This is a genomic window from Acinetobacter tianfuensis (assembly GCF_003611465.1).
Lineage (GTDB): Bacteria > Pseudomonadota > Gammaproteobacteria > Pseudomonadales > Moraxellaceae > Acinetobacter > Acinetobacter tianfuensis.
In genome coordinates, this window is record NZ_RAXV01000010.1 from 1 (window position 1) to 12,363 (window position 12,363).

General features: G+C 43.9%; 13 protein-coding genes. 5 read left to right on the forward strand and 8 right to left on the reverse strand.

Annotated features, from left to right (window positions below; translation table 11 throughout):
* Positions 1-94: 94 nt before the first annotated feature.
* Genes D7V32_RS05995 through D7V32_RS06005 form a run of 3 tightly spaced genes read right to left on the reverse strand, consistent with a single transcriptional unit; the run spans position 95 to position 2,932 of the window.
* A complete protein-coding gene (locus D7V32_RS05995) occupies positions 95-1,171 on the reverse strand; it encodes a DUF6670 family protein (RefSeq protein WP_120401999.1) in 1,077 nt (358 codons plus the stop codon).
* Positions 1,172-1,192: 21 nt separating this feature from the next.
* Positions 1,193-2,020: a CDP-diacylglycerol--serine O-phosphatidyltransferase gene (gene pssA, locus D7V32_RS06000; RefSeq protein WP_120402000.1), complete on the reverse strand. Its 828-nt coding sequence runs from the start codon at positions 2,018-2,020 to the stop codon at positions 1,193-1,195.
* A gap of 54 nt (positions 2,021-2,074) precedes the next feature.
* Positions 2,075-2,932, reverse strand: a complete 858-nt coding sequence (locus tag D7V32_RS06005) for a 23S rRNA (adenine(2030)-N(6))-methyltransferase RlmJ (RefSeq protein WP_120402001.1) — start codon at positions 2,930-2,932, stop codon at positions 2,075-2,077.
* A 114-nt stretch (positions 2,933-3,046) separates the two neighbouring features.
* Between D7V32_RS06005 and D7V32_RS06010 the strand changes: the two genes are divergently transcribed.
* Positions 3,047-3,649: a 2OG-Fe(II) oxygenase gene (locus D7V32_RS06010; protein WP_120402002.1), complete on the forward strand. Its 603-nt coding sequence runs from the start codon at positions 3,047-3,049 to the stop codon at positions 3,647-3,649.
* Positions 3,650-3,709: 60 nt separating this feature from the next.
* Positions 3,710-4,237: a hypothetical protein gene (locus D7V32_RS06015; protein ID WP_120402003.1), complete on the forward strand. Its 528-nt coding sequence runs from the start codon at positions 3,710-3,712 to the stop codon at positions 4,235-4,237.
* A gap of 88 nt (positions 4,238-4,325) precedes the next feature.
* On the opposite strand, the gene D7V32_RS06020 is transcribed toward D7V32_RS06015, so the two are convergent.
* From D7V32_RS06020 to D7V32_RS06040, 5 genes are all read right to left on the reverse strand, one after another.
* Positions 4,326-4,577, reverse strand: a complete 252-nt coding sequence (locus D7V32_RS06020) for a DUF2789 family protein (protein ID WP_120402004.1) — start codon at positions 4,575-4,577, stop codon at positions 4,326-4,328.
* Positions 4,578-4,684: 107 nt separating this feature from the next.
* Entirely contained in the window at positions 4,685-4,945 is a 261-nt protein-coding gene (locus D7V32_RS06025) for a DUF2789 family protein (RefSeq protein WP_120402005.1), read from the reverse strand.
* A gap of 168 nt (positions 4,946-5,113) precedes the next feature.
* Positions 5,114-6,100 (reverse strand): malate dehydrogenase, encoded by a 987-nt coding sequence (locus D7V32_RS06030; RefSeq protein WP_067762865.1) that lies wholly within the window; start codon positions 6,098-6,100, stop codon positions 5,114-5,116.
* A 169-nt stretch (positions 6,101-6,269) separates the two neighbouring features.
* Entirely contained in the window at positions 6,270-6,929 is a 660-nt protein-coding gene (locus D7V32_RS06035; protein WP_456049259.1) for a ribonuclease T2 family protein, read from the reverse strand.
* A 58-nt stretch (positions 6,930-6,987) separates the two neighbouring features.
* On the reverse strand, positions 6,988-8,967 hold the full coding sequence (locus D7V32_RS06040) for a lytic transglycosylase domain-containing protein (protein ID WP_407641537.1): 1,980 nt from the start codon (positions 8,965-8,967) through the stop codon (positions 6,988-6,990).
* A 305-nt stretch (positions 8,968-9,272) separates the two neighbouring features.
* Here D7V32_RS06040 and miaB point away from each other — a divergent pair, with 305 nt between their 5' ends.
* From miaB to ybeY, 3 genes are read left to right on the forward strand one after another with little or no spacing between them, the layout of a single operon-like run.
* Positions 9,273-10,730: a tRNA (N6-isopentenyl adenosine(37)-C2)-methylthiotransferase MiaB gene (gene miaB, locus D7V32_RS06045; RefSeq protein ID WP_120402007.1), complete on the forward strand. Its 1,458-nt coding sequence runs from the start codon at positions 9,273-9,275 to the stop codon at positions 10,728-10,730.
* 39 nt (positions 10,731-10,769) lie between these two features.
* Positions 10,770-11,846: a PhoH family protein gene (locus D7V32_RS06050; protein WP_120402008.1), complete on the forward strand. Its 1,077-nt coding sequence runs from the start codon at positions 10,770-10,772 to the stop codon at positions 11,844-11,846.
* Positions 11,847-11,864: 18 nt separating this feature from the next.
* On the forward strand, positions 11,865-12,347 hold the full coding sequence (gene ybeY / locus D7V32_RS06055) for an rRNA maturation RNase YbeY (RefSeq protein ID WP_120402009.1): 483 nt from the start codon (positions 11,865-11,867) through the stop codon (positions 12,345-12,347).
* The last annotated feature ends 16 nt before the right edge of the window (positions 12,348-12,363 follow it).

A 12,363-nucleotide genomic window follows, 5' to 3' on the forward strand; every position in this document is an offset into this window, starting at 1 on the left:
CAAACAGACACAACCCCCTAAACACCGTTATTTCTTTTTTTTTTGAAAAAAGCGCATCAACTGTCTATTAATTCAGCAAAAACCGCATTTTTATTCATTTTTTAAGAAAAATTGGCACTGATTCTGCTAATTGATCCATGATCTTGTCTTGTTTATTCTGTTCCTGCCAATTTAACGCACGGCAATCGATATATTCACAATAAGCGCTTTCACCTATTTCTTCAGCGCCGTTCAAACAAATGCTATAGCTAAAACTTCCTGCGAACCCCGCTCCCAAACCAAATTTAAAATCCCCTCTGCTTTGTCCGCGTAAATATAAATTTATACCAGCAGCTTGCAAGCGCCATTCAAACTCTCTAGGCAAATACATTTTTTGGCCATTTGGCGCAGTAATGCGCGGATAAACTCGATGAATCCTAAATATGACACCTTGATCATAGAGCTGTGCTAAATTTTGTTCTGGATCTTTGATATATATACGAGACTGCAATATTCGATTGAGTGAATCCCGCAAGTGCATAAAAATCAGCTGCTGCCTGTTTGATAAATTAATTATTTGCATACAGTAATAAGCCAGCGGGAAATAAGGAAAGTTCCAAGAGCGTGCAAACTCCAGCGCGCCCTGATGCTGTACTGCTATATGCTGCCCTTTATAAATGATTTCCCCTTCACATCGGCTTAGTGCGCTCCAATGCTCTGCCAGCCCCATACGCAGTTTACTGAAACACGAGACCAGCTTGGTTTCCTCAGCATTCAGCTTAAAGCTCAATTCTGAATCTGACCGCTTAAACTCAAAATGTTTAGCGCTGCGTTGAATCTGCTCTCTGTCTGCGAAATAAAATCCATTATCTGTAATCAAACAATCTTTATCTAATGAATAGCTGTTCAGCTGCCCAGCCATATGAGGACTGCTGCTGCACATAACGCTTACAGTATCTAAGGCATGAGTGGAGATGAGATATTCGTTGCGGAGCAGCGGCAGCTGCGGTTGCCCTATTTGTGCAAAAAAATTTAAATAATGAAGCGGTGCCGGCAGGTTTGGGATTTTGAGGCCAATCAGAATGATTTTATATTTTTGTGTTTGCCCATGGCATGGCAGTTTTTGCTGTGCGTTAAAAGGAGCCTGATTCAGCTGTTTGGACTGATCAAAGAAATCTTGAAATAATTGCATATCAAGCTCCTTTTCATCACGTTATGCCTTTTCTTGTCTACTCGCCATAAAAGTAGTTACAAAACCTGAAAGCGCATAAATAATAGAAATCACTAAAATACCGACTGGAATATTATAGGTCACCGCAGCCATGATAAATACGATGATCGGCAGCACTGCGAACGGTACACGTTTGCGGTCTACTGTTTTAAATGAATAGTATTTGATATTTGAAATCATCAGCAGGCCAACTGCAATAATAACCGCTGCATTTAAAATTTGTATGCCTGCACTTTGCAAATCAAAAACTTGCGGAAAATCCCGTGCAACCAATACTAACGAAATAATCATCACCGCAGCCAAAGGGCTGGCCACGCCAATAAAGTAACGTTTATCGACCACACCAATTTGGACATTGAAACGCGCCAAACGGAAAGCCGCGCATGCAGTATAAACAAAGCAGGCAGCCAAACCGATTCGGCCTAAATCATTTAGACTCCAGCTATACATCAAAATCGCGGGCGCAACACCAAAGGCCAATAAATCTGATAAAGAGTCAAACTGTTCACCAAAAGGGCTTTGTGCACCAATTGCACGCGCTACCCGCCCATCGAGGCCATCAAATAAAGCCGCGATAAAGATCGCATAAACAGCTTGTGTATATTCACCGTTCATACTTGCAATAATTGAGTAGAAACCTGACAACAGCGCTGCGGTTGTTATCAGGTTCGGCCACAAGTAAATGCCACGACGTTTGACTTTCTGCCCTTCATGGGTATGCTCTTCCTCTTCCACCTCAAAAGTTATGCCGTCAAAAGCACTTTCTTCTTTGGAAGCTGTTTCCCGTTCAGGTTTATTTATATTTGTCATTCTTCGATCCTAACTATGACCTTATATTTTACATTATTTCAATTTTAAACTGGCTTATTCGCCTACCAGCCAGCGCACTGCTGCGTGACCGCCATTTTCCTGCATCCGTAAATGCGGGAATAGCCATTGCAATGCTTCATCTGCATCTTCAGAAAACTTCCAAGGCGGATTAATCACCAATAGACCGCAGCCATTTAAACCCACAGGCGTATCATCAGGCCATACACAAATTTCACATACCAGCTGACGGCGGATACCTGTTTTGTACATTTTTTTCTCAAAGCGTTCAATCATGGCACGGTCTTTGATTGGGTACCAAACCGCAAATACGCCTGTCGGCCATTTTTTGTAGGCAGCAACCAGCAGCTCAACCAGCTGCGGGAAGTCTTTACGTTCAAGCTCGTACGGCGGGTCAATCATCACTAAACCGCGTTTTTCTTTAGGCGGAATAACACCCAGCAAGCCTTCATAGGCATCACGCTCATGCAGACCCGCGCGCTTATCAAAAATGTTATGGCGCAATTGCTGGAATACATCACGCTGCATTTCAAAAATGGTTGCTTTATCTGTTTCACGCATGCCTTCTAACGCAAACCAAGGCGAACCAGGGTATGCGCCTTTACCAAAGTTGCTGCGCATTTTTTCAACAATTTTAAGGTATTGCTGTACGCCTTCAGGCGCATTGCGTGTAATAGAATCATCCAGTTTGACAAGACGATGAATACCGTTTAAAAACTCACCTGATTTCTGCGCTTCTGAGGTCGACAAGTCATATTTGCCCGCGCCGCCATGTGTATCTACATAACGGTATGGTTTGTCTTTTGCATTCAGCCGAGCCAGCAGCTGAAGCAATAAAACGTGCTTCATAACATCGGCAAAGTTGCCTGCGTGGAAATGGTGACGGTAATTCATGTTTCATTAATTCCTGATATCAACGCCTATTTTAGCATGAAAAATAGTTTCATTCCGATGCTTATCTTGCTCTAGAATAGCTGACCTTTTTTCTGTTCTTATTACGGTTTGTTTATGGACGGTGTTCTACTCCCAAAGTCTTGGAATGTTGATCAAATCTTAGATGATTTAGATCAACATGGCTTCGCTATTATCAACGATGCCTATCCAATTGACTATTTACATGCACTTTCTGCAGAGTGCCTGTCACATTTAAATCAATTCCGCAATGCTGCCATACAAAATGGGGTCATCAGCAATATCCGCAGCGACCACATTCTTTGGCTCAATGAAGAACTGAATATAGCTCAACAGCATATCCAATATTTAAACGCCCTTTCAGCACATCTGAATCAGGCGTTTTTTTTGGGCATTCAAGAAGCTGAAGCACATTTTGCCTGCTACAACGCAGGTGAGTTTTATGCCCTTCACCGTGATAATCCGCAAGGAAAAAACGGCCGTATTATTTCAACTGTGTATTATCTGCATGAAGAATGGCAAGACGATTGGGGCGGCCAGCTTAGACTGCAAGATAAAAATGACGTATGGCAAATTATTCACCCTAGGCCAAATCGGATTGCTATTTTCCAAAGTGACCTGCTGCATGAAGTCATTCAAGCAAAACATCAGCGCTTATCTATTACTGCGTGGCTGCGCAGCGGCAGCCCGATCTGGTAAAGCTTTAAATTTTTAAATTCATCCTCATATACACTGCATTGTTAGATGAGGATGATACCAATGCGTAACAACACCAAACACATCATTCAGCGTATTGGTGAAACTGATCAGTTATTTTTGCAAGGCAATACGCCTGAACTTGCTCTTGAGCGCTCAGACTTAAGACTGCAATTAATTGCCCTAAGCAGCAACCATCAAGAGCAGGTATATTTTCTAAAAGAAGCTGTCGTTCTGCTGGAACAAGGCCGTATTGAATTTGAAGAAATGCCTATGGATTTATATATCAATCTATCACTGCATTTGGCTAAAGCTTATATGGTGTTTTTTGAACTGACCAAAGAATCACGCTATGCGCTGATTACACAGCAAATTATGAAACCGATGAGCAAAGCAGGCCACAGCGATATTTTCTTCTATCTGGCTTATGCTTCTGCTGTGCAGCAAGAACCTGCGCTTACCCGTCACTGGCTGACAAAATACAGTAAAACGCAGGCTTTTGATTTAGAGCTTATGCAGTCTCACCATGCTTTCTCTGCATATAAAAATGAAGTTTGGTTCAGCGGTATCTTGCAAAGCCGTATGCATTGATATGAAAAATAAAAAGCCTCAGTTGAAAATTCAGCTGAGGCTTTTTTATGCGCAGAATGTATAAACGGCTGCGCCGTTCAACAGACGGTTAAGCCATTTGAAGGCGGTAAGCATCTAAATGAAGCTGCTGATTCAATTCATCGACCCAAATAGCCCAATCATCATCTTGCACAAGATGGCTAATGAGCAGCGAACGCTGCGCTTTATTCCAAAAAGGCGCGTCATGTAAAGATACATTGGCCGGCAACTGATGTGTGCGGACATAAAGTTCTATTGCAGCTGGACTGTTTGCTAGGCCAAGCTGTGAAAATAAAAGTTCCAATGAAGGTTTATTATTCATGAGCTTCGTCTCCTTATCAGCTTAATTGTCATTTATTATGGAATTAACTTATAAGATATTCAAAAAAAACCTAGCGCAATTGCTAGGTTTGTTGTTTCAAATTGTATTCAGATTTTACAAGAGCCTGAAAGCTTATGTTCTTTATGCAGCAGTTCATTAAGGATATCGACCACCATGGCCCATTCATCATCTTTTTTCCAATGGCTGATAATAAAGTCACGCTGCGATTTGCTCCAAAATGCAGCCTCATGCAATGGAATATCCATGGTCAATTGGTGAGTTTCAAGAAACTTTTCTATGCCCTGCTCACTTGCATCCAGCCCCAGCTGTTCAAAGAAAAGTTCCAAAGTCGGTTGTTGATCAAACATTGTGTTCTCCTGAAGCATTCTGCTCTGTTTAAATTAACCCGATACTCAACCTTTGTCAGTGACAGCATCCGCTTCAGTTGTTATTTTTTGTTTTAAACTTTTGAACAATAGAAAATAAAAAAGCACCCCAAATGGAGTGCTTTTTCTAATTTAATCTAACAGATTAAATTATTTGATCATGTCAGCAACTGCTGCGCGTTCTTCTTCAAGCTCGTTAAGCGTGAAGTTGATACGCTCACGGCTGAATTCGTCGATTTCAAGGCCTTGAACGATTTTGTACTCGCCATTTTCGCAAGTTACAGGGAAACCGAACATTACGCCTTCAGGGATACCGTAAGAACCGTCAGAAGGAATACCCATAGTTACCCATTCGCCGTTTGTGCCAAGAGCCCAATCACGCATATGGTCGATTGCAGCGTTTGCAGCAGAAGCAGCAGAAGAAAGACCGCGCGCTTCGATGATTGCAGCGCCACGTTTACCAACAGTTGGAAGGAATACGTCTTTGTTCCAAGCAGCATCGTTGATTTTGTCTTTTAAGCTTTCGCCGTTTACTGTAGCAAAACGGTAGTCAGCATACATTGTTGGAGAGTGGTTACCCCAAACTGTCATAGTTTTGATGTCAGAAACTGCAACACCCGCTTTTTGAGCAAGTTGAGTCAACGCACGGTTGTGGTCAAGACGCAGCATTGCTGTGAAGTTTTTAGCAGGAAGATCTGTAGCAGATTTCATTGCGATGTAAGCGTTCGTGTTCGCAGGGTTACCCACAACAAGAACTTTAACGTCACGGCTAGCAACTTCGTTAAGCGCTTTACCTTGACCGATGAAGATTTCACCGTTTACTTTAAGAAGGTCAGCACGTTCCATACCAGGACCGCGTGGACGTGAACCTACAAGAAGAGCGTAGTCAGCATCTTTGAATGCAACTTTAGGATCATCAGTACCGATCATGCCTTCTAAAAGAGGGAATGCGCAGTCATCAAGTTCCATCATTACGCCTTTAAGCGCTTGTTGAGCTTTCTCAACTGGAATTTCTAATAATTGAAGGATAACTGGTTGGTCTTTACCCAACATTTCACCGCTTGCGATACGGAATAATAAGCTATAACCGATTTGACCAGCTGCGCCAGTAACGGCAACACGAACTGCTTGCTTCATGTAATTATCTCCAATTGAGGAAGGTCATAATGATTAAATAGCTGTTCTATCTAATCTTAATAATCATAAACGGCAAAGATTGTACTCCAATCTTTTGACGGTTGCATGGAAAAGAGAATGCTTTTCAACAAAAGTATGATAGGAAATATAAATAAAATCCGATTAAAGCCTAAAAAGCGCCTTTAATTGTAAAGGTGCCTGGGCATTCATTTTGCACATATGCCGGGCATGCTTTGTATTGTCCGCCGCTTCTGTAGCATACTCTCATCTCTGTTAAGATACTGCCGCTGCCATATTGCTGACAGATGAATTCAAAACTTTGCGATGACAGTCTCGGATTCAAGCGCTGCAATTTACTGCGCAGCACAGAAGACTGAAAAATATGGTTTTCTTGACTGGTCAGCTCTTCAGGAACTTTCAGTTTTTCGGCAAAATTAATAATCGTTCTAAAATACTGACTGGCCTGCATGGGCACACAGCCGCCGACTGTGCGCCACAGCTGATGACGAGCATTTTCATCCGGCATCACCCGTGCGACAACTTTAGTCTGAATTGGCGGCAAAACAGCAGAGCTGCCCGTGGTGCAGTTTCGCTGCTGAAAACCTTCTGGATATAAACCTGCAATATTGAGCGAATAGCCTTCAAGGCATTTACGTTTTTTACTGCTATAAGCATCTAATGAACAGATGGCTGGCACCAGCTGTATATGCATGACATAACCAGTTACATGAGGGGATGCATGCGCAGCGGCAGAAAGTACGAAATTTCCTGCTGCACAGCACATTGCAAGACACAACCTTTCAGCATGTAATCTGCTTAACAGCTGCATGAATTGTTTCCCCGTGTATGTCTAATTTATATATTTCAGCGTCTTAAGGCCTGATTATTTATTGACTGCGCAGCGGAATGGCATTCATCCGCTGGCCAATCGTTTGTGACCCTTGTCCCAATAAGATACCGTAATGCGTAGCATTCGTCATGACATGTTTCACATAATCCCGTGTTTCTGTCAGCGGAATTGATTCTGTATACTGGTCTGCAGCGATTATCTGCCCCTCTGGCTGCCAGCGGCGCGCACGGTTTGGCCCTGCATTATAGCCTGCAGTCGCCAGAACTGGGCTATTGCTCAGCTGGCTTTGAATCATAGATAAATAGAATGTGCCGTAACGTATATTGGTATTCATATCCGTTAATGCTGCCGGATTATAGGTTTCGCCCATTTGTCTTGCGACCAGCTTGGCTGTATTCGGCATAATCTGCATCAAGCCGCCCGCGCCGACATGCGAACGCGCATGTGAAACAAAACGGCTTTCCTGACGCATCAGACCATATGCCCACGCTGGATCAATACCTGCATTTTGACTATGGCTCACCACATAAGCCTGATGCGGCATAGCATAACGGTAAGTATAATTATGCTGTTTGCTGGTACGGTCTGCTGCGTAAATTGCGCGGTCATACCAGCCCATGTCTGTTGCGCGTTTCGCCGCTGCCAAAATTAAACCGTCATCATGCTTTAAATACGCCTGACGCACTGCCCAGTTCCATTCACGGTTAATATAATTTTCAGGCGCATTGATATTGCGCAGCGCAAAAGCGCGGCGGAAATGAATATCTTGGCTTAAACGCACCGCATCTGCATTGGTCGGTAAAGTATTGGCAGGCAGGTTATTATATTTTTGCCCAAGACGGTCTTTGGCCAATAAATTATGATAATCATCACCTATGGCCAATTTGCGGTAAATCTCTTCCGCCGCCCGCTTAGATTTTGAATCGGACTGCTGCTCATAGGCACGCGCCAGCCAATACTGCCATCGGTCTTCCTGACGCTGTGTCACGCTCATACTGTCAATTGCGCGAATCAGGCTGTTCCAGCCATTAAAGCGGATGGCCTGGCGCGCATAAATTTCAGCTTCTTCTGGACTGAACGGCAAACCATAGCTGGCATCTAAGAAATCTAAAACTTCACGGTTAAAATTATTTTTCATCACCGTAGTGCCGCCGACATAGCCCACTGCACGGTAAATGGCTTTTTGCACATCGGCTGGCACGCCTTCAACAGCTTTACGGGCAGCAGACATGGCAGAAACCAAGTCTGTATCCGCTAAACGGCCCACCGCATAGACCAAATAAGCCTGCTCTTCTTTGCTGTTTTTAGGCGCTGTCCATAAATATTGAATTGGATTGGCCTGAATGCTGTTCAGCTGCGCCAAACTCAGGTTCATTCCAATGCTTTGCGCTGTCGCAATGGCTTGACCTGACTGTCCAGCACGCAGCTGTCCCCAAAGTCGCTGCTGACGGTCTTGGGCTGTCAATAATGGGCTAGACAGCATCATACGGCCAAGACCTGTACAAGATTCTGGCTGTGAGTTTGTCGTCAGCCAGACATCTTTAAATTCTGCATAGACCAAAGGATCGCCTGATTGAGCGCGCACTTGAGCTACTGCACAGGTTTCCGCCTGATCGGCATTCGTCACATACGGCAAAACAGGCTGCGCGGAGGAAAAATCCGCCATTTTTACTTTTTCTTCAACATAATCTGCTGCCAATTTTTCAGCCATCGCAGATTGCGGATAACGCTGGGCAAAATTAACGATTTGACTTGCTGGCTGTGAAGCCAAACTGCTATTTAAAATCCAGTATTCCGGGTAATAGCCCAGCGCATCATTTTGCATCGAATACTGATATTGCTGCAGCGCGGAAATATTGCTGGCATTGGCAGCCCTAAGCGCTTCGTTAAAATCGGCATCGGCTGCCTGAGCTGCATTTACAGCACATGCCGATGCCACACTTAAAGCAAGCAATTGATAAATTTTATGCGTTTTAAATTTGTCTTTTAACATTGACTTGCCTTCTGTGTTTTGCATTTTTTCGCGCTGATGACAAACGCATTTTCAGCGCTGCTCATCCGTCTTTTTCAGCCAGTTTAATAATTCTAAACCAACAGTATTGTTGAGTTGTGTAACCTTATGATTAAACAATATTAATTTTCAAACATATTTGGTTCACAAATCAATATTCAGCATTACTTATTTTAAACTATAAGTTTATATCGAAATCCTGCTAAAATATGCGCCTTTCTAAAATTCCTTTGCAGCATTCCAATTCAGGCGCTGAATATTCAGCCTAAATCTGGATGCCTGCGACTTCCTGATATTCCCTAGGAGCCTGCATGACGGTTGAAACCTTCATCCCTACTGGTGCCAAAGCTGCTTCAGAAAACACTGTTACCCAGCCACAGCACACCCCAGCCACCGATGGTTCAGTTAAAAAGCTGTACATCGAAACGCAAGGGTGTCAGATGAATGAGTACGACAGTCATCGAATGGCAGATCTTTTAGGCGACTCACATGGTTATGTGCTGACCACAGATCCCAAAGATGCCGACATTTTGCTGATGAATACCTGTTCTATCCGTGAAAAAGCGCAAGAGAAAGTGTTCTCGGAATTGGGCCGCTGGCGCAAACTGAAAGACAAAAACCCTGACCTGATTATTGGTGTGGGCGGCTGCGTGGCATCACAAGAAGGCGACAATATTCAAAAACGCGCCAATTATGTCGACATGATTTTTGGCCCGCAAACACTGCACCGTTTGCCGCAAATGCTGGATCAGCATTTTGAGCAAATTGAAAAGCCGAAAAAAGAAAAAATCAAACTGGTGGATATTTCATTCCCTGACATTGAAAAATTTGACTTTTTGCCTGAACCGCGTGTTGAAGGCTACAAAGCTTTTGTTTCAATTATGGAAGGCTGTTCTAAATACTGTTCATTCTGTGTGGTGCCATATACACGCGGTGAAGAAGTATCACGCCCTTTAGATGATGTCTTGGCTGAGATTGCAACTTTAGCTGAAAAAGGCGTACGTGAAATTTCATTGCTGGGCCAGAACGTCAACGGCTACCGCGGCGAAACTTTTGAAGGCGAAATCTGCACCTTTGCAGACTTGCTGCGCTTGGTTGCAGAAATTCCGGGGATTGGCCGCCTGCGCTATACCACGTCGCACCCGCTGGAATTCAACGATGATTTGATTCAGTGCTACCGCGACTTGCCGCAAATGGTTTCTCATCTGCACCTGCCTGTACAAAGCGGTTCAAATGACGTGCTGCAAGCCATGAAGCGCAACCACACCATTGACGTTTATATCGATAAAATTGCAAAACTGCGCAAAGTATGCCCAGATATGCATTTATCTTCAGATTTCATTATTGGTTTCCCTGGCGAAACCGATGAAAACTTCGAAGAAACCTATCAATTTATTCAAGATATGGACTTCGACCATTCATACAGCTTCATTTATTCAAAACGTCCGGGCACACCTGCAGCTGAGCTTGAAGACAACATCTCTGAAGATGTGAAAAAAGAGCGTTTAGCAAAAGTGCAGCAATGGATTAAACAATCCAGCATTGATAAAACTGATGCGATGCTCGGCACAATTCAGCGCGTGCTGATTGAGTCTGTATCTGATAAAGATCCAAACCTGTTAATCGGCACTGCTGACAACACTCGTTTAGTGAGCTTTATCGGTGATCCTGCATGGATTGGCCGCTTTGCAGAGATTGAAGTGACCGATATTAAAACGTTGAAGTTTGTTTACGGTGAACTCTTGAATCTTGAGCCTGACGTGGCGTAATGTAAGGCGTATAACAACGACGTCTGATAAGGAACTCACTTGACTGCAGAGATTCGGCGCACAGTAGCTTTTCCAGGGATTTCAAATGACCGTTTGCAAAGCATGCTCGGTGCTTACAACGGTCACTTGAAGCAAATTGAACAACGTTTACAAGTCAATATTTCGCACCGCGGTGATGTGTTTTACATCGACGGCACTATAGAAGCAGTTGAGCGGGCTGAAATGCTTTTGCAAAGTTTGCATGAAGAGTCTGAAACCTCACTGCAAATCAGCGCAGATACGCTGCATATGATGATTCAAGGCAGTCAGACTGACCGTGAATTGCAAGAAGATTTTGACGGCCAAGAACACAGCGGTCTAGAAGATGTCTATCTGCAAACCCGCAAAGGCCGCATCAATCCGCGTGGCGCCAACCAAAAGCGCTATGTGCAGCGTATCTTGCAAAGCGATATCTCTTTCGGTATTGGCCCAGCTGGTACAGGTAAAACTTATCTGGCTGTTGCCGCTGCTGTAGACATGCTGGAACGCAACGAAATTCAGCGGATTTTACTTGTACGCCCTGCAGTTGAAGCAGGTGAAAAACTTGGTTTCTTGCCAGGCGACTTGACGCAAAAGATCGATCCATATTTGCGCCCGCTGTATGATGCCCTGTATGAAATGCTCGGCTTTGAAAAAGTAGCAAAACTCATTGAGCGCCAAGTGATTGAAGTTGCGCCTTTGGCCTATATGCGCGGACGTACTCTAAACCACTCTTTTGTGATTTTAGACGAAGCGCAAAATACGACACCTGAACAGATGAAAATGTTCCTGACCCGTTTAGGTTTTGGCTCCCGCGCCGTCATTACTGGTGACGTGACGCAGGTTGACTTGCCACGCGGTCAGCAATCCGGTTTAGCGCACTCATTGCGCGTACTGGAAAATGTTAAAGAAATTCACATTACCCGCTTCCACTCCCGCGATGTCGTCCGTCATCAGCTAGTGCAGAAAATTGTAGAAGCTTATGAAGGCTGGGATTGTGAGCAGCAGCGCCTCAGCGCTGAAGCCCGTGCAGAACGCAAAGCGCGCCAAGAAGCACTTGTTGCAGACAATGACGCCAAAGCTGATGCGCAGGACTAAAATATTTAAGGATTCATTTTGAAACTGAGCTTATCGCTGCAGCAAAACTTTCAAGCGCCTGAATTGGACTTGAAACGCGCTTATATCAAAAAGGCTGTCGAAACCGCTTTACGCCATATTGGTACGCAAAGTGACTGCGAAATGGGCATTGCCTGCGTAGACAATGATGAAAGCCACAAATTGAATTTGGAATACCGTAAAAAAGACAAACCGACCAATGTGCTGTCTTTTCCGAGTGATATTCCAGATGAAATGGCTGAATTTTTGGATGCCTTTCCCATTGGCGACTTGGTCATTTGCATTCCTGTGGTGCTGCGCGAAGCCGTTGAGCAAAACAAAGCGCCGCTGACGCATTTCACGCATATGCTGGTACACGGCACACTTCATTTAATGGGTTATGACCATGAAACTTCAGAAGAAGATGCAGAAGAAATGGAAGCATTGGAAATTGAAATTTTAGCCAAGCTCGGCTTTGACAATCCTTATTTAGAACAAGATTAAAACCTTTTAAAAAGCG

Coding starts and splice junctions, on each gene's coding strand:
- D7V32_RS06005 (WP_120402001.1), bottom strand. CDS start 2,932: ATGAATTACCGTCACCATTTCCACGCAGGCAACTTTGCCGATGTTATG.
- D7V32_RS06025 (WP_120402005.1), bottom strand. CDS start 4,945: ATGTTTGATCAACAACCGACTTTGGAACTTTTCTTTGAACAGCTGGGG.
- D7V32_RS06010 (WP_120402002.1), top strand. CDS start 3,047: ATGGACGGTGTTCTACTCCCAAAGTCTTGGAATGTTGATCAAATCTTA.
- D7V32_RS06040 (WP_407641537.1), bottom strand. CDS start 8,967: ATGCAAAACACAGAAGGCAAGTCAATGTTAAAAGACAAATTTAAAACG.
- pssA (WP_120402000.1), bottom strand. CDS start 2,020: ATGACAAATATAAATAAACCTGAACGGGAAACAGCTTCCAAAGAAGAA.
- D7V32_RS06030 (WP_067762865.1), bottom strand. CDS start 6,100: ATGAAGCAAGCAGTTCGTGTTGCCGTTACTGGCGCAGCTGGTCAAATC.
- D7V32_RS06020 (WP_120402004.1), bottom strand. CDS start 4,577: ATGAATAATAAACCTTCATTGGAACTTTTATTTTCACAGCTTGGCCTA.
- D7V32_RS05995 (WP_120401999.1), bottom strand. CDS start 1,171: ATGCAATTATTTCAAGATTTCTTTGATCAGTCCAAACAGCTGAATCAG.
- D7V32_RS06035 (WP_456049259.1), bottom strand. CDS start 6,929: ATGCAGCTGTTAAGCAGATTACATGCTGAAAGGTTGTGTCTTGCAATG.
- miaB (WP_120402007.1), top strand. CDS start 9,273: ATGACGGTTGAAACCTTCATCCCTACTGGTGCCAAAGCTGCTTCAGAA.
- D7V32_RS06015 (WP_120402003.1), top strand. CDS start 3,710: ATGCGTAACAACACCAAACACATCATTCAGCGTATTGGTGAAACTGAT.